The organism is Paraburkholderia sp. BR10141 (assembly GCF_056155635.1).
Map to the genome: position 1 here is coordinate 78,952 of NZ_JBMIQH010000005.1, position 25,270 is coordinate 104,221.

The window sequence follows — 25,270 nt, forward strand, 5'->3', positions numbered from 1 at the left end:
TTCGATACGCCCGCCGTGTGCGGTATGGCCGGCGGCGCAGTCAACCGCATCACTGTGCGTTGGCGGCCCAGGGTGACCATTGATCTGAATCAAGTACACGGAGCGCTGCCCGCCCGTTCAACGAGTCCTCAGTTGCTGCGTTGTGTCGTTGCTTGCGCCTTGCGAACCGCCGTGCCGGGGAGCGAACGCATCACGAAGCCCCTCGAGTTCGCGATGGAGCGCGATGATTTCCGCATGCAGCGCCTTGATATCCCGATGCATCTCGCGCCTGAGCCGCCGCTCTTCCTTGCCGATGAGCCACGCGGCAATGCCGGCGAACGCCAGCGAGAACATGCCGTAGCCGAGCAGCACGACGAACACCGCAAAGATGCGCGACGCGGGTGTGGTCGGCGCGAAATCGCCGTAGCCGACCGTGGCACTGCTTTCGAATGCGAGCCACAACCCTTCGGCGTAGCTATGCACTCGCGGCTCCAGAGCGTAGAACCCGGCGCCGCCAAGCAGCAGAACGATCAAGCCCGCGAGCGGGAGCAGCGCGAGCCGGTTCAGCTCGAAATACGCACTCAGCGCAACGACGATGCGCAGCGCGATCATCGCCATGAATGCGAGCCTGAGCACCCATTCGAGCACAGACCATGGATTCGCTCCGCCGGTCATGCTGACGAGCGCGCCACAGGCAAGCGCCACGTCAAACGCATTGCGATCCAGAAATCGCGCGGGTTTGTGAGTCGACATGGCGGTCCGCGCGATAGCGCCCGCGCAAGCCACGGCCATGCCGCCGTACAGGACCCGCGCGGTCAGCAGCATCCAGCTCGATGTCGAGAGCAGTTCGAGATAGAACGCCGGAATCGCAATCAGGCAGCCCGCAAGCAAAAACCAGCGGGCACGTGACCATGCATGCAGTGCAGCGGCTCCGTCATGTGTATCGACCCCGCCGAGTCCTGCCATGTGCCAGCCGATGCTCAAAACCGCTCCTCAACGAAGCGAAATGGACGATCCGGCTCTTTATAGTCACGCGCTTTATCCCGTTTGGGCAGCTTGACCGGATCACGCGACACCGGTTTGTACGGAATCCTGTGCAGCAGATCGCTGATGATGTTGAGCCGCGCACGCTTCTTGTTGTTCGAGTTCACGACAAACCACGGTGAGAACTCGGTGTCGGTGGCGGCAAACATGTCATCGCGCGCTTTCGAGTAGTCGTACCAGCGCCGGTAGGACTCCAGATCCATCGGCGAAAGCTTCCATATCTTGCGTTCGTCGTGGATGCGCGACTCCAGACGCCGCGTCTGCTCCTCCTGACTCACTTCGAGCCAGTACTTAAGCAGGATCACGCCAGAGTCGATGATGGCCTTTTCGACGAGCGGCACGTCTTTCAGGAACGCACTGACCTGCTCCTGCGTGCAAAATCCCATGACCCGCTCGACGCCGGCGCGGTTGTACCAGCTGCGATCGAATATCACCACCTCGCCCGCGGCCGGCAGGTGTGGCAGATAACGCTGCACGTACATCTGCGATTTTTCGCGCTCCGTAGGCGCCGGCAATGCGACCACGCGGAAGATTCGCGGACTCACACGTTCGGTGATCGCCTTGATGGCACCGCCCTTGCCCGCTCCGTCCCGGCCCTCGAAGACAATACAGATCTTCGCGCCCTCATGCACGACCCACTCCTGCAGCTTCACCAGTTCCACATGCAGTCGCGCGAGCTCCTTCAGGTAGGTACTGTTGCTCAGCTTGCCGCTGTCCTCGTGTTGCTGGCCGGCGGCATGGTCTGCTTTGCGTGAATCTCTCATGACATTTCCCTCCCTTTCGGCTTGAGCGCTATTCTCGATACTCGGGCGTTGCTCCCATGAAGCTCAAATGAGCGGGCGCCTTGCCTCATCGATCATGCTCGGCATGGACAGCAGGTCACGGCGCGCAAACCGGACGAGATCGAAGGCCCGCAGTTGCCCAGGCAGGGCGGGAACGCGCGCCACGCGCAGGTCGAGCGCTTGCGCCCGCGCCGACGACGTTGCGTCGACCACGACGTTCATGGCGTCGAGCCGCACATGCCTGAGCGTCACGTCCATGTGCGCTGCCGGATCGTCCAGCACCTCGCAGACCTGTTCGAGGTCCTGTTGCAGTGCGTCGCTACGCAGGCCCAGCTTCGCGAGATTCTGTGCGTTCTCCACGATCTGCGCCTGCAGCCTGGCCAGCTCCCCGGGATCGGCCGACGCCGCGCCACCCACCACCTGCCCCATACCGACGCCCTGCCGCTCGAGCAGTTGCAGACGGGTTTTCAGAAGCGCGCGTTCCTGCTCGAGCACGTCGCGCTGCGCGACGGTGGCCGCGACGCGCGCAAGGCCCGCCATCGCAAGCTGTTCGAGCATGCGCAGCACGATTTCACGCCTGAGTTCAAGGTCCGTTCGCCCGCATATGCGCACCTGATGATCAGTAAAGCTAATCGTGGTGCGTACAGCGTCCGTGCGCACGATTTCGCCCTCCTGCTTCGCGCCCAGCGTGCGGCGCTCGATCATCTCCATGCCCAGCACCGCGAAGGCTTCGTCGGCGCCAGGCTGGTCATCGAAGAAACGCCGCAATTCCTCCGATCGGCTCAATATCTGGGCCACATCGGCGGGTGCGGCGAAGTACGCGTGAATACAGGCATCCGTCGGCCAGACCGCGCCGCTTGCGTGGCGCGCCGGGGGCAGCGTGCCGATCAGTCCATCGAGATGACACAGCGATATGCGCACGGCGCGCGTAAGCCGCCGCTCGTAACCGGACGCAAGGCGCAACTGCGGATTGAGCTTGACGACACGGTCGAACCCTTCGCGCACGAGCGTGTCGTCGAGCGCGTCGTCCGCAACGCGCGCTTCCTTGCGGCGTGTCAGCCAGCTCAGTATGCCCATGACTATGGCCCCTCAAGTTCCGGTGCGTGACTTTGCGTGTCGTTCCCGGCTCAGTCCTCCATCATCGCCTCGATCCGGCCTTCACGGATTGCGTGGATGTACTCTCGATAATCGCGCCGGTTCTGCGCGCTGTATTCCGTTGCGAACTCGGTGATGGCGTCGTCGAAAGCCCCGCCCGAACCCATGTACCCGGCAATCATCGCGGCGTCACCGGAGCGCGCATGGGCCCGGGCAAGCGCGTGCGCGCACATGCGTCCGTATTGCCGGAGCATTCCCGCATCGAGTGCTTCGATCACGACAGACATTTTCATGTCGCGCAGTTGCCTGATATAGAAGTCGCGCCCGTTCTTTCCCCGAGTCCAGCCGAGAAACACATCACTTGCGGACTGCATGATGCGCTGGCCCGCAATCACCCGCTGACCATGGTTGGCATGCAGACTCTTTCCCGCATACGGCTCCAGGACCGAAGCTCTCGCCTCCTTGACCTGTAGAAATAACGGGTCGTTGTCGGAAGCCAGGAAGAGTGCCACACAGCACATCGTGCCGACGCTGCCGACGCCCACGACCTTGGCCGCAAGATCGACCATCTGGAACCGGTCGAACAGTGTGCGCACGTGTTCGGCAAGGCTCTCGCGGTACGACGCGATCGCCTCTGCATATCCCGACTCGAGGCCGGGTGCGAGCTCTGCGTCAGGATGAAAGATGAGCGGCGGCTCGTCCTTGATACGCGGGCGGCCACCCTCTTCGGTCACGAACTTCGGATAGAGAAAATCGGGGGCAGTCTTCTGGCGCTCTGTTTCGATACGCTGCGCAATGCGCTTGCGCGCAGCGTCGATGACCTCGGGGTCGCCTGACTTGTCCTGATACTTTTGCAGATCGATGCGGTCGTACCAGACATCCAGCACGCGCATATAGGCGTAGTCGTGCATGCGCTCGCGATATTGGCGCACGAGATCGGTCGTGAGACGCACAGTATCGCTATAAGGCAGTTCGAGATGCTGCGCCGCAATCACGACGCTCGCGGCAAGCCGTTTCAGGTCCCACTCGAAGGGAGCCGGCAGTGTCTCGTCGAGATCGTTGATATCGAAGATCACGTTGCGCTCGGGAGTCGCAAACCCGCCGAAGTTCATCAGATGCGCGTCGCCGCACGCCTGTACGCGCAATCCGCTCGTCGGCGTCGTGGCAAGGTCCGCAGCCATGATGGCGGCCGCGCCTCGATAGAACGCAAACGGCGAGGCGGACATTCGACCGAAGCGGATGGGGATCAGGCGCGGCAAACGGCCGGCGTTGGACTCCTCGAGCAGTTCGATCACATTGCGGCGCTGGTCTGGCAGCTTCCATCCCGCCTGGGACGACCGGGGTACCTCGTCGCGAACGACCCGGCCCTGGGCCGCCCGCTCGTCCGGCGTACGGTAGGGCAGCGGCACTCCCTCTGTAGCGGGCGCCGCCTTGCGCGAAACAGCTTTATCCATGACGTCTGCTCCTTTCGTGCTTCAGATTTGTGCGTTCATGCTTTCGGCCTGCGCCGGAAGGTCGACATGGAAAGTCATGCCCCGATCGGGATTGCGCTCGGCCCACAGTTGACCACCGTGCGCCACGACGATGGTGCGGCTGATCGAAAGACCGAGCCCGAGCCCGCCGGGCTTCGATGTCACGAATGGCTTGAACAGCGTGGCGAACTGGCTGACGTCGACACCGCACCCGTGATCGCGGATGGCAATGCACACCTTGTCCCGATTCGCGGTGGTCGTCACGCAAACGCAAATCCGGCGGTCTTCACAGGCACTGTCGTGCACGGCGTCCAACGCATTCAGCAAAAGATTCACGAGGACCTGCTGCAGTTGCAAGGCATCCCCGCGCAATCGGGGAAGGGCGGCCTCGATGCGAGTGGCCATGGCCGCGTCGAGCGCCTGCGTCTCGCGGCGCAGCAGGCGCGTTACTTCGCGCACGAGGCTGCCCACATCGATCACGCTTGTTTCGGGTGGCTCGCATCGCGCCGCTTGACGCATCTTCCGGATGATTGCGTGCGCGCGCGCTATCTGCAACGACCTCGGCGAGCAACTCCTGCAGGTCGCCCAGTGCGGGCGGAGTCTGGGCGAGAAAGCGCTGCGCGGCCTGGGCGTTGCTGAAAATGGCCGTGAGCGGCTGGTCGACTTCGTGGGCCAGCGCGGCGGCCATGTCGCCGAGTTCCGATGCCCTTTCCCTATGCAATCGCCGCGGCTCGTTCTCAGCTACCGCCGGCACGACTTCGGGAATCCTCGCGTTGCCGTCGATGATGTTCTCCTGAACATCGCGGCATTGCGGCGGCGTGAGTGCATCAGCGAACCGCGCTTCATGCGCCGTCATCCTCCTGAACCACGAGAAAGCGCTAGCCAATGCCTGCGTTGCCATGGAGCGGTCGAGATTTAGCTTGCCGTTGCCCTCGTTTGCCTTGATCACCGTTTCTTCCTCCACTTCGGTTGCCCCGCACCAGCCTGAGCCTGTTCCGAGCTCTCCCTCACGCAGGCGAGCCTCCCGTTGCGTTGACAGTAACGAAGGAAAATCGTTAGTGATTGACCTGGATCACACCCACCCCATTACGCGATTTCTGTGTGCGCTTCACGAATCGACTCTGAACGGTTGAGTATTCGGGCGACCTGTCGGCTGGGCCCGATTGACTTATGTCAATCTGATCTTCGCCACCCAACCTAGCCTTCACACAGGCCCAGCGCGTTTAGCGCTGGATACAACGCGCGCCACTTCGGCGGCGAGGCATGGCACGGTGGTGCGAGCAGGAGAATCACCATGGCGGATCAGCCCAAAAAGATGAACGTCACGCAACTGACATTCATCGTCACCGTGAACATGATGGGATCGGGCATCATCATGTTGCCCGCCAACATGGCGCAAGTCGGCGCAATTGCGCTGCTGTCCTGGCTCGTCACGGCAATCGGCTCGCTCGCGATTGCCTACGGTTTTGCTCAAGCCGGCCTGCTCAACCAGCGTGCCGGCGGCATGGCCGCCTACGCCGAGGATGCCTACGGCAAGGACGGGTATTTCCAGGTCTTCTTTCTGTACTTCTTGTCCATCGCCATCGCGAACGTGGCGGTCGCGAGTTCGGCGCTCGGCTATCTCGCGGCATTCTTTCCCATGCTGACCTCTTCTCCACTGGCGACCTGTCTAGGTGTGATCACTCTTCTCTGGCTGACCACAGTGGCGAATTTCGGCGGACCGAAAATAACAGGTCGGATTGGCGCGGTCACGGTTTGGGGCGTCATCCTGCCCGTGGGTTTCATCTCGATTGCAGGCTGGTTCTGGTTTCACGCCGGTACGTTTGCGGCGGCGTGGAACCCCAAGGGCCTGCGCCTCGTGGAGGGCATGGGTTCCAGCATCTCGCTCACGCTTTGGGCATTCCTCGGCATGGAATCGGCGGTGCAGAATTCGTCCGCTGTCGAGAACCCCAAGCGCGACGTGCCTTTGGCCTGCATGTTCGGCACCCTGGGCGCAGCGGTCATCTATATTCTCTCCACGGCCGTGATCCAGGGCATCGTGCCGAATGCCGAACTCGCCAGATCGACCGGACCGTTCGGCCTCGCCTTTGCGCAGATGTTCAGCCCCGCCGTTGGTTCCATCGTCATGGGCCTCGCCGCAATGGCGTGCGTCGGTTCCTTGCTGGGATGGCAGTTCACCCTGGCGCAAACGGCCAGCGACGCCTCCGCGAGCCAGATGTTCCCCGCTGTATTCGGCAAGACGAACCGCCTGGGTGCGCCAATTGCCGGCATGGTGATCATGGGCATCGTCCAGTCGCTGATGGCCTTGTCCACGATCTCTCCGAATCTGAGCGCGCAGTTCGCAGCCCTCGTCAATCTTGCAGTCGTCACCAACGTGATTCCGTACGTCATTTCGCTCTCGGCGCTCTTTGTGATGATGCGCAACGGGGGCACGCAGGAAGCAAAGTACCGGGTCAATGCTGCGGTTGCCATCGTGGCGCTCGCGCACTCCGTCTATGCGATCTACGCCTCGGGCAAGGATGCGGTAATGGGCGGCATGCTGGTCATGGCGATCGGTTACGCGATTTATGGCTTTGCGCTCAATCGCACCGGCTCGCCGGCTTCCGCGCGGCGCGCCGCTGCGGACTCGGCGGCCACGGCAATGATGATCGGCATACTCGCGCTTTCGACGCTGATGCCGCACCCGGTGCGCGCGCAGGAACAGACGACGAGCGAGACGCTCCAGCGAATCAATCGGTCCGGCAACATTCGCATGGGCTATCTCAGCGAGGCGCGTCCTTATGCGTATAAGGACGCTGCCGGGCAAGTGACCGGTTACACAGTGGCGTTGTGCCAGAAGATCGCGGAACAGATCAAAAGCGACTCGGGACTGGCCGCGCTAAATATCCAGTGGGTTCCGCTCTCAGCCGGCGACGACGCCCGCGCGCTGCGCGAACGGCGGGTCGATCTCGTATGCGGAGCGCTCGATACGCTCGCGAACAGGCAGGGCATGGCGCTCTCCATCCCCGTGTATCCGGCGGGCATCGGAGCGCTGCTCCGCACGGATGCAGCCCCCGGACTCCGCGAGATATTGTCTGGCGAGCGTGCGTCTCACCCGATCTGGCGCGCGTCGCCTGCGGAACTGCTGTCCCGGCAGACGGTTTCGGTCATCGCCGATTCGCCTGCGCAGCGTTGGCTTGCCGGCAAGCTCGACGAATTCGCGATCTCGGCGACGGTGGTACCCGTCACGTCGATACAGGCCGGTGTGCAGAAAGTCGTTGGCCGCCAGTCGAACGTCTTCTTCGCCGACCGCGCGCTGCTCGTGCCATGGCGCGCGAGAGTCCCGCCGCGAGCGATCTGATCGTTCTTGACCGCCGTTTCACGAGAGTTTCGGTGGCGATTGGCATGGCGCGCGGCGACGATGACCTGCGCCTGCTGGTAGACCGCGCGCTCAGCCGTTTGTACAGATCGCCGGAGTTCGCCGCCGTCTACGGAAAATGGTTTGGGAACCTCGATGCGGATTCCAGTGCGTTCTTCCGCTGGGCAGCGTTACCGGAATGAATCTTCCGCATGGAGATCCACAATGACCTACAAGACCGTCATGGTCCATCTCGACACGAGCACAGGCGCGCATGCACGCCTGTCGCTCGCGCTGAAGCTCGCCAGTAAATTCGACGCGCACCTGGACGGCGTGTTCGCAATGAGTGACCCGCATCCGGTCGGGTTCTATGCGATGACAGGCGCCCCGGACATTTACGACGCCCATCGCAGATTCCTTGCGGAAAAGCGTGAGGCAGTCGAACGGCTGTTCCGTGCGGAACTGTCCCGCACACAGGTGCCTGGCGCGTGGGCAGCGCCGGATGGATATCCCGTCGCTACGGTCATGCAATGCGGCCGGTCCGCCGACCTCGTGATCCTCGGGCAATCGAGGCCGAAGGACCCGCAGTCGTACGTGGCTGACGATTTTCTGGAGACCGTTGTACTGGGCGCCGGTAGCCCCGTGTTGCTGGTGCCGGAAACAGGCGATTCAGGAACCGTTGGCGAACGCGTACTGGTCGCATGGAACGGCAGCCGCGAGGCCGCTCGTGCCATTCATGACGCGCTTCCCTTTATCGCACGCGCGGCGCATGTCACCATCGCGGCCGTTTCTACAGCGCTTGCGCCTCGCCCGGCAGACGCATCGTGCGCCGACGTCGTGGCGATGCTCAAGCGTCACGTGACAATCCCGGTGGACATTTCCCGCCTCGACCATCCGGCGAGCGTGTCGACGGGCGACACGCTTCTCAAACATGCGGCCGACGGCAACTATGACCTGCTCGTCGCGGGTGCTTACGGCCACGCCAGGTTCCACGAGTTCGTGCTGGGCGGAGTTACGCGCAAGATTCTCTCTTCGATGACACTGCCCGTCTTGATGTCGCATTGAGCGGCGGGGCGCGACGCCACAGAAGAAACAGCTGCAAAGCCTTTGATGCAGGTCAAGCGCGCCAACACTGCCGGGAGGTCGAATGAGACCAGCCGATGCAAAGAACCGACGCCTCGGCAAGCCTGCACTCACCGGAGCCACCATCGTGCGAGAGCGTTCCACCATGCCGAAGACCGTCGCAGCCAACCGCCGTGACGAGCCCGCAAAGTTCTGCTTTCGCTACCGCGGCGTCCGAGGCCATCGGCGGCTCTATGACGTGCTCATGACGCTGAACGAACCAGGCGGCGGCTGCCATATAGAGGTTTGGCACGCAATGCCGAAGGGCGCCGATCTCCCGCTCTTCGCGTCTGGACGTCTCAATGCCGCACACCTGACTCGCGCGAGTGAACTGATCGGACTCTTGAAGCAGGTCACTTCGCGCGACCACACGAGGTTGAGCCCGGGTCATCTCGTGTTCGACGCCCACATGCAGTTGCCCTGGCGGCCCGTAACCATCCCGGCAACCACGCGAACGCAGCGAACCGCACGCTCAAGCGCTGGACGTCATGCACTCTCGGCTTTCGGCGGCCTGCAAGTGCCCGTACCGTCTACGGTAGGGCCTCCTGCGCAGCCGCTTGCGCATCTTCGGATTCGCTACCCGCTGCATGGGTTGGGGCGCGGCGGCCGATTGAAGCGACTTGCCAGGGCCGGCTGACGCCAACTGAATTCGTCTTGCGATCACGATCGAGAGGATTGAACATGGGAATCGATTTCACCGGGCACGGCCGCTCTGGAGACTTGCAGCGCGGATGGGAAGAAGGCGACTCCGGCCTCAGGCGCCATATGCTGCGCGTCTATAACTATATGGCCGGGGGCCTCTTGCTGACCGGCGTCATTAGCTATGGCGGGGCAGCGAGCGGCATCTATGCGTCGATAGCCACGACGCCCCTCTTCTGGGTCGTCCTGCTGGCTCCATTCGCGTTGGTCGTATTGCTGACCTGGCACATCGAGCGCATGAGCCCAGCCGCGGCGCAGTTGTGTTTCTGGGCCTATGCCGCTCTGGTTGGGCTTTCGCTTTCCGGCATCTTTCTCGTCTACACCGGCGAGAGCATCGCGCCGTGTTCGTGATCAGCGCCGGCACCTACGGGGCAACGAGCGTCTACGGTTACACAACGCGGGCCGACCTCTCGCGCTTGGGCTCCTTTCTGTTCATGGGGCTCGCCGGCATCGTGATAGCGGGGCTCGTGAATCTCTTCGTGGATTCCAGTACCTTGCAGCTCGCCGTTTCTGTGATTGGCGCATTGGTATTCACGGGTCTCACCGCATACGACACGCAGCGAATCAGGAACCTCTATATCGCGGATGAAGACGATGTCGTTGCCGGCAAGAAAGCCATCGTCGGCGCACTCGCGCTCTATCTCGACTTTCTCAACATCTTCGTGATGCTGCTGCGTCTATTGGGACATCGGCGCCGCTGAACTGACCGGGTACCGCTTCGCTCCACTGCCGGCACATCGCGCGCCAATGATCATCAAATTACGGATTGCCAAACAATCAGGAGAGCAGTTCAATGTCAACCGCAACCCCAACTCCCTCCTCGCCAGCCACCCGTGAGCGTGGCAGCCTCTTCGAACCCATACAGTTGGGCCCCGTCGTCCTCGCGAACCGCATTGTGATGGCGCCCCTCACACGTTGCCGCGCGCTTGCCGATGGCGTCCCTGGTCCGCTGACGGTCGAACACTATGCGCAACGCGCGAGCGCCGGGCTCATCATCACCGAGGGCGTGAACATCTCGCCGTCCGCGCGCGGTTACGACCTCACGCCGGGCCTCTACACGGACGAGCAAGCCGAAGGCTGGCGCCGCGTCACACAGGCCGTGCATGCGCGCGGAGGCCGCATCTTCCCGCAACTCTGGCATGTTGGCCGCATCTCGCACCAGGAGTTGCAGCCCGGCGGCGCGCTGCCGGTTGCGCCATCGGCCGTCCGCGCCGAAGGCACGACGTCCTATACGCCCTCCGGCTTCAAGCCGTGCCCGACGCCGCGCGCGCTGGACACAGACGAGATTCGCGCCATCGTCACGGACTACGCGCGTGCCGCGCAGTGCGCGCTCGACGCCGGATTCGACGGGGTCGAGATTCACGCGGCCAACGGCTATCTGCTCGAACAATTCCTGCGCGAGCAAACCAACCGGCGCACGGACTGCTACGGCGGCAGCCTCGAAGACCGCGCGCGGCTCGTGCTCGAAGTGGCCGTGGCGGTGGCGTCGGTGTGCGGCCCTGGTCGCACCGGCATTCGGCTTTCGCCGGTCAGTACGGTCAATGACTCCGTGCCCGATCGCAACCCGATGAGAACGTATCGCCATGTCGTCGAGCGGCTCGATGCGGTCGGCCTCGCGTATATCCATATCATCGAAGGCATCACGCAAGGTCCGCGCGAGGTGCCGGGTGGCTTCGATTACGCTACACTGCGCAAGGCGTTCCGCGGCCGCTATATCGCGAACAATGGCTATGACCGGCGCCTCGCCATCGAAGCCTGTGGAGAGGGCCGCGCCGACCTGGTCGCCTTTGGGCGGCTCTACATCGCGAACCCCGATCTGGTCGAACGGCTGCGGATCGACGCGCCGTTGAACGAACCCGATCCCGCCACGTATTTCGGCGGCGAAGCGGCGGGCTACAACGACTATCCCCTTCTGGCCGTGCACCACGCGCTCGAACGAGTCTGGGCGAAATGATTGACATAGGTCAGCCAGCGCGGCGCGCCGTGATCCATCCTGTTATCAAGCGCCACGTTTCTGCGCTTCAAGCGGTCCCGGCAGCGGCACGTTACGGGAGCGCACGTTGGCTGGCCGCACGAGGCCGGTTACGCCTGGGCATCAGAGGATGCACCCGTCACACCCGTGCTCGAAGCGCGGTTGTGAGGTGGCCCTCCCGTCCCGGCGGGCGGCCCGGCCATGCGACGCGCGTACCGATCGGGCCTGCAACCGTGTCGCGGAGACCTACCTGACGGTAGTCCGATCGTGAAACGTGGCGCCCCCCCTTCTTTCCGGAGCAAGCCGAGTGTGTGTCCGGCGCAGCCGCTCGTGACGAAAAAACCTGAATACGATGCAACCGCACAGCGAATCGCTTATCCACCGGGAACTGGAACGCGCCGCAACTGGGGCCAAGCCAGCCGCCACAAAGCGCCTGCGCCCTGCGGTCGTGGCCGTCATCTTTTTCCTCCTCGTGGCTTGCGCAACCCGCACATCGAACACCCCCTCCGATGCGGTCTCCAGTGAAGCGTCTCTGCCCGCATTGCAGCCGGTGCCAGTCGATCTGACGCGCTACATGGGCCGTTGGTACACGATCGCCACCGTGCCCTACCTGAACGAACGCGAATACGTTGGCAGCTACGCGGACTGGGAGCTGCGCGAGGACGGCAGGATCGATGACAACTACTTCGGAAGACGCTACGGTTTCGATCAGCCGGTAACGGGAGGTACGCTGGTTGCGGCCATCGTGCCTGGCAGCGGCGGTGGAAGATGGCGAGTCACGATTTTGTGGCCGTTCAACGTGGTGGTCCTCACAGTCTACGTGGACCCCGATTACCGCTACACCGTGCGCTGCGAGGAGGACGGCAGCCCCATCTGGATTTTGTCCCGTACGCCGGCCATTGATGACAACGTGTACGCCGGCTTGGTACGCCGGCTCGCGGCAATGGGTATCCACACCGAAGGGCTCCGGCGGGTTCCTCAACACCCCGAACAGATCGGCCAGCCGGGTTACATGGCACCCCGTTGAGGGCGCGCCTTAAAGCGCCCGTCCCCTCCACTGGTTGACCAAAGTCCATTGACGAGCCGATGAGCCACCCTCCGCATCGAGAGTGGCCATCGAAGCACGAGCGAATAACGAGCGGTTTCCTGCCTTTGCTTTCATCTCATGCGAGATCATATTCTCGCATCATTTCGGCAATCACTGCCTTCAAAGGCGCCTTGCACTCCTGCGCAACCCCTCGAAAGTCGTCGACTGCCCAATTGCAGCCGCCGTTGTCCGCGGGATCAACCTTGCGCGGAATCGTGATGTCGCAATCGCGATATCTGTCGCCAAGGTCAGCGCTCTCTTGCACCCGGCGCAGAATTTCCGCCCTGATCTTCTCAGCACTCCCAACGTTCTTGATCATGTCTGTCTCCATCTCTTTGCCTGGATATTTTCCTGGCTCATTGCTTCCCTGACCAGGACAACGCTGCAGGCCCCGGGTCCATCGGGACGGTCGAAGTTCAGCGCCCTTAGAAACAATCATTTGGCGAAGGGGCGGTGCAGCAGTTGATGCAGGTCAAGCGTTTCGAGGCTTACTGACGGTCGAATGAGATCAATCGCCGAAGCGCCGGAAACCCCGACGACTTCGCGCTTGCCGTACAAACGGAGAATTCACCATGAGAAGCAGATGGCGATGCGGCGTCCTTCTCGCCGCGGCGGCCCTCGCAGTTGGCGCTGCGCCGACACGTGCGACACCCTCCGACGAATCCGTTGAGAGCGCTGTGCCCGCGGGCCAGTTTTCTGGCACCAGCATCAAGCATGCGAATGCGGTCGTTATCGCCATCGATACAGGCCGCAACAGCATCACGCTGCTCGGAGACAATGGCGAACCGTTCGACGTGCTGGTCGACCGAAATGTCGGCGATGTCAGCAAACTGCAGCTCGGCGACACCGTCGCCGCAACGTTCAGCCGGGCGCTCCTGCTGCGCGCCGACAAGTCCGCTTCGAGCGGCATTCGCGAACGCGTCGAAAAAGGCTTCGCGACGGGGCCGTCCTTGCGTTCGTCACTGTCGATGTACCGCGTCGAAGCGGTGACGACGGTCGTCGAGATCGACCGCGACAAGCGCCTGATCACCTTGCGCGGCCCAACGCGCACGGTGGTATTGCAGGCGTCATCGGACAGTCAGCTCGACGGACTCCAGGCAGGCGACAGCGTGCGTGTCGACTACGTCGAGGCAACCGCCGTGCAGATCCTGCGCGACGGCGAGCCGTTGCACTGATTCCGTACTTACAGCAACTCCCGACCAGCGAGATCCATCGTGACCGGTAAAACTCTCGTATTCCACCATGCGGCGCGACAGCGCCTTCTCGACGGTGTCAACGCGCTTGCCGAGGCTGTGAAGGTGACGCTCGGCCCAGGCGGGCGCAACGTGATCGTCGAACGCAGCGGCGACACGCCGCTCATCGCGAACTCGGGCGTCGTCGTGGCCGGCTCGGTGGCCGTGCCCGATTCTTTCGAGGAGATGGGTGTACGTCTTCCGCGTGAAGTCGCCACGCGCACGAGCGAACTCGCGGGCGACGGCACGACCACCGCGACCACGCTCGCGCAGGCCATCATGGTGGAGGGCAACAAGTATGTCGCGGCGGGCTTCGACCCGATGGCGCTGCGCCGCGCGATCGAGTCCGCCGGCCAGCGTGTCGTCGCGCGCTTGCGCGAGCTGGCGCGCCCCTGCGCCGGCACAGACGAGGTGCGCCACATCGCCACGATTTCGGCAAGCGGCGACGCGAGTATCGGCGGCATCGTCGCGCAGGCCGTCGAGCGCGTAGGCCGGGATGGCGCGATCAGCATCGAGGACGGCTCGAAGCTCGAAGACGAGCTGGAGACCGTGGAAGGTTCATTGATCGAGCACGGTTACGCTTCGCCCCTTTTTGTCGGCGACGACGCACGCGAAGTCGTGCTCGAAGAGCCGCGCATCCTGCTGTGCGACGCGGCCATCAGCTCGATCGCGCAGATGCTGCCTTTGCTCGAAGCGCTCAGCGCCACGGGCAAGCCGCTGCTCGTCGTAGCGAACGAGATCGAGGGCGAAGCGCTGGCGACGCTCGTCGTCAACCATCTGCGCGGTGCGCTCAAGTCGTGCGCGGTTCGCTCCCCCGAATTCGGCGAACGGCGCAGCGAAACGCTGACCGATCTCGCCACGCTGACTGGCGCCACCGTCATCTCGCCACAAACCGGCCGCACGTTGGAGCATGCAACGCTGGACGACCTGGGAAGCGCGCGGCGCGTCGAGATCGCCCGCGACACCACGACGATCGTCGAAGCGCGCGGCGACCGGCACCGCATCGAGGAGCGCGTTGGCGCGCTGCGCGCGCGCATCGAACAGGTCGGCCCCGGCAACGAACGCGACGCGCTCACGCGCCGCCTCACACGCCTCGCGGGCGGCGTGGCTGTCATTCGCGTCGGCGCCGCCACGGAAACGGCGCTGCACGAGCGCAAGAACCGCTTCGAAGATGCACTCCATGCCACACGCGCGGCGGTCGAGGAAGGCATCGTGCCGGGCGGCGGGGTCGCGCTGCTACGCGCGAGGTCGGCTCTAGAAGGCGTGGGCGCCGACCAAACCGAGCGGGCCGGTGCGAAGATTGTCTACGACGCGCTGGCCGCGCCGCTCGGTCAAATTGCCGAGAACGCGGGCGCCGACGCCCAGGTGGTCGTGCATGCCGTGAGTGCCGCGCAGGACGCATGGGGTTATGACGCCGCGCGCGGCACGTATGGCGACATGATGACGGCTGGCATCGTGGACCCGCTGAAGGTCACCCGCACGGCGCTGCAGAACGCCGTGTCCATTGCTTCCCTGCTGCTCACCACGGACTGCATGATCGCCCGTCAACCCGCTTCGAGCTACGAACAAACTGAGTGAGCCGGGGTATCCGAGATCCGGTCTGCGCAACGCAACTCATGGACACAACCCGCCCTGACCGGGCGGATCACGAGATACCGACATGAAAGACGCCAATACGGCCCGGCCGCGGCGCCAGCGGGTAGGCGTTTATGGTCTCGACCTCTACAGCCTCCACCGGTCCGCCGACGCGGTGATCCGCTATCTCGAGGGCGTGGACCCGGCCGAAGCCGCCATGGCGCGCGAGCGCTACGCGGCGCTGGACCATGTGCGCGAACCACAGGTGTATGGCTATGCGGTAGCGCTTGGTGCGCGGCCCGGGGCCCAGGCCGGTGCGGTGCGACAGCTTTTGCAGCTGCGCGCCGACGAGTTCGACTACCTTTCGCGCGACGGCACCGAGGCGCTCGACGCGCAGTTCTTCGCCGAGCAGAACGCGCAGGTTGTGGTCAACGCCGAAGCGTACTACCGTGGCATGTTCACGAGCCGGCTGAACACGTGGGATCTGCGCGATGCGCACATGGCCAACACGCTGTTTGCCCTCGCTCGCTACCGCGTGCGCCGCGGCAGCAGCGGCAAGGTGGTCGTCTGGGCGCACAACTCGCATCTTGGCGACGCCCACGCAACGGAGTCGCGGCGGCGCGGCGAGTGGAACCTCGGCCAGATCGTGCGCGAGAGCGCGCAACACAGGGCGTTGCTGGTCGGATTCACGACGTACACCGGACACGTGTCCGCAGCATCGCAATGGGATGGCGAGGTCGAGCAAAATGGGTGCGACCCGCGCTTCACGGAAGCTGGGAGCACTTGTTCCACACCACGGGCTACGACCGATTCTTCTTGCCGATGCGGGACGAGACCGCTCGCACACTAGATGAACCCCTGCTCGAGCGTGCGATCGGGGTGTTGTATCTTCCCCAGACGGAACGGCAGAGTCATTATTTCGAAGCCAAGCCGGCCTTGCAGTTCGACGCGCTTTTTCACCTCGACGAAACCACCGCGATCGAGCCGATAGAACCGGCGGCCGGCTGGCACAGGCGCGAGGGGAGTGCCGAGGAGCCTCTGGTATAGGCGGGGCGGGACAGGAGTGCGACCATCCCAGAAAATCCGGATTCCTGTTGATGGGCAACTGCTCGACGGTGAGCTGACGTCGTCGGGCGGTGCGACAGGACTTGTCGTGTGTGCGTATGGCAGTGGGACCGGCCGCCTGCACCTTCGCGACGCGCACGTCACGGATCGACTTCAGGCGGTAGGGTTAGACATCCTGACGATCGATCTCCTTGGCGAAGCGGAGCGCTGGCATGACCTGGGCACGGCGGCATACCGGTTCGATGTTCCGCTGCTCACGCGGCGTCTGTTGCAGGTCCTCGGTTGGCTCGCGGCGCGTCGAGAGACGCGGGCGCTGCCCGTTGGCCTCATCGGCGCGGGCACTTGCGACGCGGCCGCGCTGGTTGCTGCGTCCCGGTCGCCATACGTGCGCGCGGTCGTGTCGCTTGGAGGCAGACCCGATCTAGCCGGTGAAGCACTCCTGCGCGTGAGCGCGCCAACCCTGTTCATCGCCGGAGAGCATGACGAGGACCTGATCGAACTAAGCCAGCGTGCGAGCGCGGAGCTCAGCTGCGAGCGACGGCTTGTGATTCTGCCTGGCGATACGCATTTGTCCGAGAACCAGGCCAACTGAAATTTGAGGCACGGCTAGCAGCTGACTGGTTCGCATCACACCTGTCCGTTGTCCGCTGCCAGCCTTGTTGAACTGATCCCGGTCCTTACTCGAATTCGGGAAGGGACTGCTCGTTTGTGCGCTCGGCACCGTTGGATGGCGAGAGTCCCTCGACACTCTCCGAAGTCCGTTCCGTCTTGTCTTTGTCACGCTCGATGTCCCGAGGCGCTGTAGCGTCGGCTTGCGGGCCGGATACATCGGTGCGGCGTCGCGTGGGCGTTGTTGTCCGCGCGGCTTCGCGACGCCGCACGCCTCGCCGCCCGGCCGGTTCCAGGCCAAAGCAGGCGACCTCAGCGCGCAGGCCGGTGGTACAGCTATGCCAGCCGGGCAGGTTCATACCGAACAAGGCGTCGCGTACCGATACGGCCAATGCGTCGTGGTCGAGCTTCTCGTCGAGCAATGCCTGCGGCCATGCGCAGAAAGCCCGCAGTGTGCGTGCGATGAAGTCTTCGACGTTCAGGAAAGCCGAAACATGTCCGAGCAGGACGCCATCCTCGAGTATCGGATTCAGCTCGATAAGCTCCCCGATGGTGGTGGCGCTCGTGGTATCCGGGCGCACTTCGAGAATGCGGGCCAGCAATTGCAGCGTACGCCCAAGATGAAGCAGCAGGGCGCGCCGTTCGAGGGTGATTTCTCGCAGCGCCGCGATGAAATCGCGCACTTCCCGATTGCGCCACATCCATTCGGGAAAGCGCTCGAAGTCATCGAGAGCGGATGTCGCATTGTCGGTCCCCTCGCCCTGCACGAAACGGTTGATGCGCCACGCGCCGGGCCAGTCGCCTTCAATGGCGACGGTGTCGAAGCCGCATTCGGCGATGAGGCGCAGCGTGATTTCCGCGCGCATACGGTAGAACTCGGCGGTGCCATGGGTCGCTTCGCCAAGCAGGACCAGATCGCGGCCGTGCACCATTTCCAGAAGTTCGTCGTAATCCGTAGTATCGCCGTCCAGACGCTGACCAAGCGCGCGAACGGCAAGGAATGGGGTCATCGATGGCTGCATGACGAATTCTCCTCCATGCGAGATCCAAAATTAGTGCTGCCAGGAAGTTTCCGTGCGCACGGGCTCAGTCTGGCGCAACGCGTTGGCAGGTTTACCTGTCAAGCCGGCCCGCCCTCGGCCGGAGCCGAGCGCAAGGTGTCGCCAACGTCACGTGTGGCGTGCGGTTGCCAGCCCTGCGCGGCGTTGAGACAGGTTCGTACTTCTTCGTCGCTCGTCTGCGTGAAGTCGGCGTAGAACTGCCCGATGCCCATGAACCAGTCAGGCTGCATCACGTAGACAAAATCGTCCGCTACTGGGTCGAAGCGGGCTTCGACGCCTTCCGGGCACACTGGCAGGGCGACGACGATCTGCTTCGGGCGCCGCGTGCGCAGCGCATTGATGGCAGCGTGCATCGTCGAACCCGTCGCCATGCCGTCGTCCACGACGATGACGGTTTTGCCCTCTATGCCGAGAGGTGGCTGCTGACCCCGGTAGGCCAGCTCGCGACGCCGAAGCTCGACGCGCTCTCGCCCAATGGCATCCATGACATCCTCCTCGCTCACGCGGAGCGCGCGCAGCACCGACTCGTTGAGGTAGATCGCGTCGCCGGTTGCGATGGCTCCCATCGCAAGCTCAGGGTTGTGCGGCGCGCCGAGCTTGCGCACAAGCAGCACGTCCAGGGGGCAATGCAACGCCTTCGCGACCTCGTACCCAACGGGCACGCCGCCGCGAGGCAGCGCCAGCACGACGACGTCGGTGCGCCCGGCGTAACGATCCAGGGCCGCCGCGAGCTGTTGGCCGGCGTCAACGCGATTGCGAAAAACGTTACTCATGGTCGATGTCCTGTATGCGATGTGTCGCCTGTGACGAAGCTGCCGGGGTCAGGATGTCACGGTGACCAGCCAGCGCTCGAACCAGTCGGCGGCGAGGCGCGTGACTTCGTCGAGCGCGCCGTTCTCCTCGAAGAGATGGGTCGCGCCGGGCACGATCTCGATGTGATGCTCGCAAACGAGTTGCCCGGCAGCCTTGCGGTTCAGGCGAATGACTTCCGTGTCGAGTTCGCCGACGATCAGCAGCGTCGGAGCGCGGACCGCGGCGAGCGCTGTCCCTGCATGGATCATCGTGTTCGTCGCGCGCCGCCCATTGACCTCGATCAATTGCCTGCTCTCCTTCTCGAAAACAAAGACGCTGACCTGGATCAACGCTCAAGCCACGCTGCCGTCCATGCTTTGACCAAACAGGGGCTGTGCGCTCACGCACTCAGCCACACCATGCTTCGCGCGCAGCGAGTTGAACCCATGCCCATTCACAACGCCGACGTCGCCGAGGTTTTTGGCGAAATCGCCGATCTGCTCGAAATTCAGGGTGGCAATCCATTTCGGGTACGCGCGTACCGCAACGCGGCGCGGTCGGTTGGCGAGTATGCGCAAAACCTGCGGACGATGGTGGCCCAAGGCGCCGACCTGAAGGCGATCCCGGCGATCGGCAACGACCTTGCGCTCAAGATCCGGGAGATCGTCAGTACCGGCTCATGCTCGCTGCTTGAGAGTTTGCACGGCCAGGTGCCTTCGGCGGTCACGGCGCTGCTGCACGTGCCCGGTCTCGGGCCAAAGCGTGTGCGCAAGCTATACGAGCAATTGCACGTGCAGTCGCTGGAAGATCTGACACAGGCAGCCACCGAGGGCCGGATCCACGAATTGCCCGGCTTCGGCACGCTGACTGAGGCGCATATTCTCGCGAACATCCAGACGCGTCTCGACAAGTCGCGGCGCTTTCTGTTTGCGCAGGCCAGCCAGCGCGCGGAACCGCTGCTGGCCTGGCTCGCCGCATCGCCCGACGTGGAGCGCACCGAAGCGGCGGGCAGCCTGCGGCGCCTGCGCGACACTGCCGGCGACATCGACATCCTCGCCACCGCGCGCGACCCGGCCGCGGTGACGCGCCTGTTCGTCGGTTACGAAGATGTCACCGAGGTGCTGTCGCACGGCCCGACCCGCGCAAGTGTCGTGCTTCGCGGCGGCCTGCAGGTCGACCTCCGCGTGGTCGAACCCGATAGCTTCGGCGCTGCGCTCATCTACTTGACCGGCTCGAAAGCGCACAACGTGGCATTGCGCCGCCTTGGCCAGGAGCGCGGTCTCAAGATCAACGAGTACGGCGTTTTTTGCGGACAGACGCGCATTGCGGGCGAGACCGAAGAATCCGTGTATGCGAGTGTCGGCCTTCCATGGATTCCACCGGAATTGCGCGAAGACCGGGGCGAGATAGAAGCCGCACGTGACGCCGCGCTGCCTGCGCTTATCGCACGCAACGACCTGCGCGGAGATTTGCACGCCCACTCCAGCGCGAGCGACGGTCATGCAACGCTTCGCGAAATGGCGCTCGCCGCCCGAGAGCGTGGCCTGTCGTACCTCGCCATCACGGACCATTCGAAGCACGTCGCAATGGCGCATGGACTGGACGCGGCCAGGCTCGCCGCGCAGATCGAAGAGATCGAGCGGCTAAACGCGAAGTTGACGGGCATCACGCTGCTCAAAGGCATCGAGGTCGACATACTCGAAGACGGCCGGCTCGATCTCGACGATTGCATTCTTGCGCGTCTCGATCTCGTGGTCGGTGCGATTCACAGCCATTTCGACCTGCCACGAGAGCGCCAGACCGAACGCCTCCTGCGCGCGATGGAACACCCCTGCTTCACCGTGCTCGCGCATCCGACCGGCCGACTGATTGGCAATCGGGAACCTTGCGATATCGATATGCTGCGCGTAATGCGCAAGGCAAAAGAGCGCGGCTGCTTTCTCGAGCTCAATGCCCAACCCGAGCGTCTCGATCTGATCGATACGGCCTGCCGCATGGCAAAAGATCATGGCGTACTCGTTTCGATCAATTCCGACGCGCACAGGACGGCCGAATTCGACAATTTGCATTACGGCGTTAATCAGGCTCGCCGCGGGTGGCTCGAAAAAGCGGACGTACTGAACACTCGCACGCTCGCGAAGTTGCGCACGCTGCTTGCACGCACGATGCGTGCGCCCGCTCGCGAAACGTCGGAAAGCCAATAGAGCGGTACCGCGGCGTTCGGCGCACCTCGGTCCAATTGATATGCGTCAAACCCATGCCGCCGTTCGCATCCACGATGGGAGTCGACGCGTATGCATGGGTGTCGCGCGAGGCCCGAACGTTCGCGCGAACCATCGAGGTCAACGATGTGGTATTCCATTGTCGAACAACAGCGTGAATGGCTACGCGCGTGGCGCGCGGCGACACAGTACGCGCGCCGCACATACGATACATGGCCCACCACCTTCGCGCTGGCCCGTGTCGCCTCGTCCTGCTATGCGGATCTGTTTGAGCCCCTTCTCGGCCTTGCGGCTGGTCCGCCGCCATTTGCAATCCGCTCCGTCCCGCTCGATGGCGGCCCTTGCGAAGTTGACGAGCGTATCGTCGCGCGCACGCCGTTCTGCGAGCTACGCCGCTTTACGCGCGCCGGGGCGGCGCGAGCCGTGCTGCTGTGCGCGCCACTGGCCGGACACGCGGCCGTCATGATGCGGGAGACCGTCGAGACGCTGCTCGGCGACGGCGACGTCTTCATCACCAACTGGGTCAATGCACGCGATGTGGCGCTCGCCGCGGGTCGCTTCGGACTCTGCGAATACGTGGCGATGCTCGACGGTTTCATCGACAGCCTCGCGCGGGACAAGCGGCCATTGCACGTCGTCGCCGTCTGCCAGTCCACATTTCCCCTGCTAGGTGCGCTGGCGCTGCGCGCGCAGCGCGGCTGCGCACCGCCCGCGAGTATTACGCTGATCGGCGGCCCACTCGACGCGCGCGTCAATCCGAGCACGCTCGGCCTCGCGGCGGCATCGCATTCGCTGGACTGGTGCCGGCGCCACCTGATCGATGTCGTGCCAGCCGGGTTCGCCGGTCACGGCCGGCATGTGTTCCCGACTTACCTCCAGCAGGCCGAGATCGCGATTGTCTACCCGCATCGGTACATGTCGCTGATCGACCACTATGCGCAAGCCACCTCGCGCGGCGAGCCCGGCGCGCTCGCCGATGCACGCCGCGCGTTGATCGAGTACACCGCGTTGCTCGACATGCCGGCAGAATATTTTCTCGATACCGTGGATATCGTGTTCCAGCGCGCCATGTTGGCAAACCGTGCATGGCGTGTGAACGGCACGCTCGTCGAGCCCGCTGCACTGCGAGACGTCGAAGTGCTGACCGTTGAGGGTACGCGCGATGCCGTGACCGGCGCCGGACAGACGCACGCGGCACTGAACATGTGCAGCGGCATCGCGATGGCCGCCCGGCGGCGCCTCGATGTCGAGGGCTGCGACCACTACGGGCTATTTACAGGCGATCGTTGGCGTGACGACGTGCACCCGGCGCTACAGGCGGTGTTTGCTCGAGCGGATTCGGCCTGGCTGCGGCAGCGCACCGTGCCGCAAGACGCGCGTTGTCCCGGGGTGAAACCATGCGCATGCGTCCTGCCAAGCGGCTCGTAGTTGAGCCAGATCAACCGACACTGGCTGACGGCTGCCACCATGCGAGCACCGTACCCATCACCGCCCGGCGCGCCAACCAGCCATGTCCACTCCCGTCATCGAAACGCATGCGCTTTGCCGACGCTTCGGCGAGGTGACGGCGGTCGATGCGCTGACGCTTTCAGTCGACGCCGGCGAAACGTTCGGGCTGCTCGGCCGCAATGGCGCCGGCAAATCGACCGTCATCAAGATGCTCACAACCTTGCTGCCGCCAACCTCTGGTTCGGCCACGGTGTGCGGTTTTGACGTCGTGCGCGAGTCCGCCCGGGTGCGGCAGATGATTGGATACGTTCCGCAAGCCCTTTCGGCGGACGGCGACCTCACCGGCTATTAAAACCTGCTTGTGTTCGCCCAACTCTACGACATTCCGCGCGCCGAACGTGCCGAGCGCATTGGCCGCGCGCTCGCGTTCATGGGATTGAAGGAAGCCACGCACCGGCTCGTCAAGACCTACTCGGGCGGCATGATCCGCCGGCTTGAAATCGCGCAGTCCACACTGCACCGCCCGCGCGTGCTCTTTCTCGACGAACCCACGGTCGGGCTCGACCCTGTTGCGCGGCAGTCGGTCTGGGAACAGGTCGAGCGGCTGCAATCGCGCTTTGGCGCCGCGATCCTCCTCACCACGCATTACCTGGAGGAAGCCGAGCACTTGTGCCGGCGCGTCGCCATCATGAGCCGCGGGCGTGTGGCGGCCATCGGCACCCCTGCCGCGCTGCGCGCAGCACTCGGTCCGGACGCGAGTTTCGAGGACGTGTTCGAGCACTACACAAGCGACGAGACGGCACTCGCCGGAGCCTACGATGAAGTCTCCCAGACCCGCAGAACCAGTCAACGCCTCGGCTAACGCCGCGCCGGTCAACGCGTCCGGTTCGCGCCGCTCACCGCTTGTCTCGTTCGTGGCCAAAACCCTGGCGATCGGCGCGATGGAAGTGCGCAAGCTGCGTCACGATCCGACCGAACTCGCGACGCGCGCCGTGCAGCCCGTCCTGTGGCTTCTCGTGTTCGGGCAGGTCATGAGCCGGGGCCGCGTGATCGACACGGGCGGCGCGCCTTATCTCGACTTCCTCACACCCGGCATCCTCGCGCAAAGCGTACTGTTCATCGCGATCTTCAACGGCATATCGGTGATCTGGGAGCGTGATCTCGGCATCGTTCACAAGCTGCTCGCCAGCCCCACACCGCGCTCGGCACTCGTGCTCGGCAAGTCGCTCGGCGGCGGCGTTCGCGCGCTCGTGCAGGCCGCGGTCGTCATGCTGCTCGCGCTCGCGATCGGCGTGCATCTGCGCATCGACCCGCTTTCGATCGCAGGAGTGGGGTTCTTCGTCGTGCTGGGGGCTGCCGTCTTTTCGAGCTTCTCGCTCATCATTGCCTGCATCGTGAAGACGCGCGAGCGCTTCATGGGCGTCGGGCAGGTCCTCACGATGCCGCTCTTTTTCGCGAGCAACGCGATCTATCCCACTTCGCTGATGCCGCGTGCGCTGCAGGTCGTCTCCGAGGCCAATCCGTTGACCTATCAGGTCGACGCGTTGCGGCGGCTACTGTTGCCGGGCTTCGCGAGCGTTGCCGGCCCGGGCCTCGTGCTGGATGCCGGTGTGCTCGCGGCGACGCTCGTCGTGCTCGTCACCGTGTGCGCGCGGCTCTATCCCGATCTCGCGCGCTGAACGCGCAGGCCGTCGCCGCCTGATTCATGCGGAAATTTCGTATGCCTCACGAAACGCAGCAACGAATGCATCGAAAGCCTCGCACGGCAAGCGGCCGATGCCTGCGGCCCCGGCCCGCCCCGCTCCGCTGAAACGGCGGCAAACACTGTCCGCGCCAAATGGTGACGCAAGCGGCGCACGCACGCTCACGGTCCAGAAGCCATCGGCTGCAGGTGTCAGCACCGCATGCGCGCGGTCGGGCGCCGTCAGCGCAAGGCGGTTAGCGAAAGCGCCACGCACCCGCCGCGCCCAGCGTTCGCCCGGCAGCGTGTAGACCTCGGTACCTGCCGAAGCCGCCGCTGGGTGCTGCGCACACGCGAGTTCAAGGTCCTCGTGACGCGCCCGCCCGATTATCGCGAGCACCGGGCAAGCGCCGGCAAAGTCGAGCGGGTCCGTACAGGGTTCGAGCAGCGCGTAGATCGCCGCAGGATCGATCAGCAGATCGGCGGCCGAGTCTCCATAGGCCGCGTAGTTCACGTTTTCGCCGAGTTCGCGCAGCGTCGCCTCGTCGTCGGAATCGATACCTTCGAGTTGGGCGAGCCGGTGAGCCGCGCCTGGCAGGTTGTCGCCGAACGCCGCAGCGACCGCCCACGCGCGATAGCAGCCGCCTAGCCGCCGGTCGACCAGAATGCTCGTGCAAACGTCGGGCGCCGTATCGATATCCGCATGCAGCAGCGGGTGCCGCGGCAACGCGCCGGCTACGTGATGGTCGATATAGTCGATCGTCACGCCATGCTCGAGCAATGCGAGTACGGCGGCGCGATTCACGTCGAAGGAGAGGTCGAGCGCAGTCACGTGGTCGCCGCGGCTCGCGGCGACACGCGCAAGCAGCGCGTTGTCGCGCTTCGCTCCTGTGATCAGCGTTGCGTCGCGCGGCGTCGCGAGGCGCAGTTGGTGCAGCGCGAACAGGCCGTCCGCGTCGCCGTTGCACACGTCGAAGTATTGCATCGAGGCGTCC

Annotated in this window: 22 protein-coding genes and 4 pseudogenes; 16 read left to right on the top strand and 10 right to left on the bottom strand. The window is 64.1% G+C overall.

Going from position 1 to position 25,270, the window contains the following annotated elements:
- Positions 1-117 precede the first annotated feature (117 nt).
- The 5 genes from ACOJB8_RS08825 to ACOJB8_RS08845 form a co-directional block, all read right to left on the bottom strand.
- Positions 118-963 carry a potassium channel family protein gene (locus tag ACOJB8_RS08825; RefSeq protein WP_368727559.1) on the bottom strand — a complete coding sequence of 282 codons (846 nt, stop codon included), beginning with the start codon at positions 961-963 and terminating at the stop codon, positions 118-120.
- Positions 960-1,787 (bottom strand): polyphosphate kinase 2, encoded by an 828-nt coding sequence (ppk2, locus tag ACOJB8_RS08830; RefSeq protein ID WP_368727560.1) that lies wholly within the window; start codon positions 1,785-1,787, stop codon positions 960-962. Before ppk2 ends, ACOJB8_RS08825 begins: the two co-directional genes overlap by 4 nt.
- Positions 1,788-1,850: 63 nt before the next feature.
- Entirely contained in the window at positions 1,851-2,882 is a 1,032-nt protein-coding gene (locus ACOJB8_RS08835) for a hypothetical protein (RefSeq protein WP_368727561.1), read from the bottom strand.
- Between the two features lie 50 nt (positions 2,883-2,932).
- The gene (locus ACOJB8_RS08840) at positions 2,933-4,354 is read right to left on the bottom strand and encodes a DUF2252 domain-containing protein (RefSeq protein WP_368727562.1); all 1,422 of its coding nucleotides are present in this window, start codon (positions 4,352-4,354) and stop codon (positions 2,933-2,935) included.
- A gap of 21 nt (positions 4,355-4,375) precedes the next feature.
- A complete protein-coding gene (locus ACOJB8_RS08845) occupies positions 4,376-4,852 on the bottom strand; it encodes a sensor histidine kinase (RefSeq protein ID WP_368727563.1) in 477 nt (158 codons plus the stop codon).
- A gap of 46 nt (positions 4,853-4,898) precedes the next feature.
- On the opposite strand from ACOJB8_RS08845, the gene ACOJB8_RS08850 reads away from it, so the two are divergent.
- The 8 genes from ACOJB8_RS08850 to ACOJB8_RS08885 all read left to right on the top strand — a co-directional run bounded on the left by ACOJB8_RS08850 (position 4,899) and on the right by ACOJB8_RS08885 (position 12,529).
- Positions 4,899-5,291: a hypothetical protein gene (locus tag ACOJB8_RS08850; RefSeq protein WP_368727564.1), complete on the top strand. Its 393-nt coding sequence runs from the start codon at positions 4,899-4,901 to the stop codon at positions 5,289-5,291.
- A 375-nt stretch (positions 5,292-5,666) separates the two neighbouring features.
- Positions 5,667-7,712 (top strand): putrescine-ornithine antiporter, encoded by a 2,046-nt coding sequence (gene potE / locus ACOJB8_RS08855; protein ID WP_368727565.1) that lies wholly within the window; start codon positions 5,667-5,669, stop codon positions 7,710-7,712.
- Positions 7,713-7,744: 32 nt separating this feature from the next.
- Complete coding sequence (locus ACOJB8_RS08860; protein WP_368727566.1) at positions 7,745-7,912, top strand: hypothetical protein; 168 nt, start codon at positions 7,745-7,747, stop codon at positions 7,910-7,912.
- Positions 7,913-7,934: 22 nt separating this feature from the next.
- A complete protein-coding gene (locus ACOJB8_RS08865; protein ID WP_368727567.1) occupies positions 7,935-8,774 on the top strand; it encodes a universal stress protein in 840 nt (279 codons plus the stop codon).
- A gap of 738 nt (positions 8,775-9,512) precedes the next feature.
- Positions 9,513-9,881: a Bax inhibitor-1 family protein gene (locus tag ACOJB8_RS08870; RefSeq protein WP_368727568.1), complete on the top strand. Its 369-nt coding sequence runs from the start codon at positions 9,513-9,515 to the stop codon at positions 9,879-9,881.
- The gene (locus ACOJB8_RS08875; RefSeq protein ID WP_368727569.1) at positions 9,872-10,231 is read left to right on the top strand and encodes a Bax inhibitor-1/YccA family protein; all 360 of its coding nucleotides are present in this window, start codon (positions 9,872-9,874) and stop codon (positions 10,229-10,231) included. The genes ACOJB8_RS08870 and ACOJB8_RS08875 overlap by 10 nt, the downstream gene beginning before the upstream one ends.
- A 92-nt stretch (positions 10,232-10,323) precedes the next feature.
- A complete protein-coding gene (locus ACOJB8_RS08880; RefSeq protein WP_475012133.1) occupies positions 10,324-11,484 on the top strand; it encodes an alkene reductase in 1,161 nt (386 codons plus the stop codon).
- A 370-nt stretch (positions 11,485-11,854) separates the two neighbouring features.
- Positions 11,855-12,529: a lipocalin family protein gene (locus ACOJB8_RS08885; protein WP_368727571.1), complete on the top strand. Its 675-nt coding sequence runs from the start codon at positions 11,855-11,857 to the stop codon at positions 12,527-12,529.
- A 136-nt stretch (positions 12,530-12,665) separates the two neighbouring features.
- Here ACOJB8_RS08885 and ACOJB8_RS08890 read toward each other — a convergent pair whose 3' ends face one another.
- Positions 12,666-12,908: a hypothetical protein gene (locus ACOJB8_RS08890; protein WP_368727572.1), complete on the bottom strand. Its 243-nt coding sequence runs from the start codon at positions 12,906-12,908 to the stop codon at positions 12,666-12,668.
- A 253-nt stretch (positions 12,909-13,161) separates the two neighbouring features.
- Here ACOJB8_RS08890 and ACOJB8_RS08895 point away from each other — a divergent pair, with 253 nt between their 5' ends.
- The 4 genes and pseudogenes from ACOJB8_RS08895 to ACOJB8_RS08910 all read left to right on the top strand — a co-directional run bounded on the left by ACOJB8_RS08895 (position 13,162) and on the right by ACOJB8_RS08910 (position 17,053).
- Positions 13,162-13,764, top strand: coding sequence for a hypothetical protein (locus tag ACOJB8_RS08895; protein WP_368727573.1), 603 nt, complete (start codon positions 13,162-13,164; stop codon positions 13,762-13,764).
- A gap of 39 nt (positions 13,765-13,803) precedes the next feature.
- Positions 13,804-15,399 carry a chaperonin GroEL gene (gene groL / locus ACOJB8_RS08900; protein WP_475012136.1) on the top strand — a complete coding sequence of 532 codons (1,596 nt, stop codon included), beginning with the start codon at positions 13,804-13,806 and terminating at the stop codon, positions 15,397-15,399.
- Between the two features lie 82 nt (positions 15,400-15,481).
- A pseudogene (locus tag ACOJB8_RS08905) lies at positions 15,482-16,443 on the top strand (erythromycin esterase family protein); the annotation flags it as partial.
- A gap of 16 nt (positions 16,444-16,459) precedes the next feature.
- Positions 16,460-17,053 (top strand): dienelactone hydrolase family protein, encoded by a 594-nt coding sequence (locus ACOJB8_RS08910; protein ID WP_368727575.1) that lies wholly within the window; start codon positions 16,460-16,462, stop codon positions 17,051-17,053.
- Positions 17,054-17,723: 670 nt separating this feature from the next.
- Here the strand turns inward: ACOJB8_RS08910 and ACOJB8_RS08915 are convergent.
- From ACOJB8_RS08915 to ACOJB8_RS08925, 3 genes and pseudogenes are all read right to left on the bottom strand, one after another.
- Positions 17,724-18,092: pseudogene (locus ACOJB8_RS08915) on the bottom strand (erythromycin esterase family protein); the annotation flags it as partial.
- Positions 18,093-18,190: 98 nt separating this feature from the next.
- Positions 18,191-18,904: a phosphoribosyltransferase gene (locus ACOJB8_RS08920; RefSeq protein ID WP_368727576.1), complete on the bottom strand. Its 714-nt coding sequence runs from the start codon at positions 18,902-18,904 to the stop codon at positions 18,191-18,193.
- Positions 18,905-18,952: 48 nt separating this feature from the next.
- A pseudogene (locus ACOJB8_RS08925) lies at positions 18,953-19,183 on the bottom strand (alpha/beta hydrolase); the annotation flags it as partial.
- A gap of 186 nt (positions 19,184-19,369) precedes the next feature.
- On the opposite strand from ACOJB8_RS08925, the gene polX reads away from it, so the two are divergent.
- From polX to ACOJB8_RS08945, 4 genes and pseudogenes are all read left to right on the top strand, one after another.
- On the top strand, positions 19,370-21,127 hold the full coding sequence (polX, locus tag ACOJB8_RS08930) for a DNA polymerase/3'-5' exonuclease PolX (RefSeq protein ID WP_368727577.1): 1,758 nt from the start codon (positions 19,370-19,372) through the stop codon (positions 21,125-21,127).
- A gap of 144 nt (positions 21,128-21,271) precedes the next feature.
- The gene (gene phaZ / locus ACOJB8_RS08935; RefSeq protein WP_368727578.1) at positions 21,272-22,573 is read left to right on the top strand and encodes a polyhydroxyalkanoate depolymerase; all 1,302 of its coding nucleotides are present in this window, start codon (positions 21,272-21,274) and stop codon (positions 22,571-22,573) included.
- A gap of 82 nt (positions 22,574-22,655) precedes the next feature.
- A pseudogene (locus ACOJB8_RS08940) lies at positions 22,656-23,456 on the top strand (ATP-binding cassette domain-containing protein).
- Complete coding sequence (locus ACOJB8_RS08945; protein ID WP_321924638.1) at positions 23,413-24,273, top strand: ABC transporter permease; 861 nt, start codon at positions 23,413-23,415, stop codon at positions 24,271-24,273. Before ACOJB8_RS08940 ends, ACOJB8_RS08945 begins: the two are co-directional and overlap by 44 nt.
- Before the next feature lie 24 nt (positions 24,274-24,297).
- Here ACOJB8_RS08945 and ACOJB8_RS08950 read toward each other — a convergent pair whose 3' ends face one another.
- Positions 24,298-25,260, bottom strand: coding sequence for an acetyltransferase (locus ACOJB8_RS08950; protein WP_368727579.1), 963 nt, complete (start codon positions 25,258-25,260; stop codon positions 24,298-24,300).
- Between the last annotated feature and the right edge of the window lie 10 nt (positions 25,261-25,270).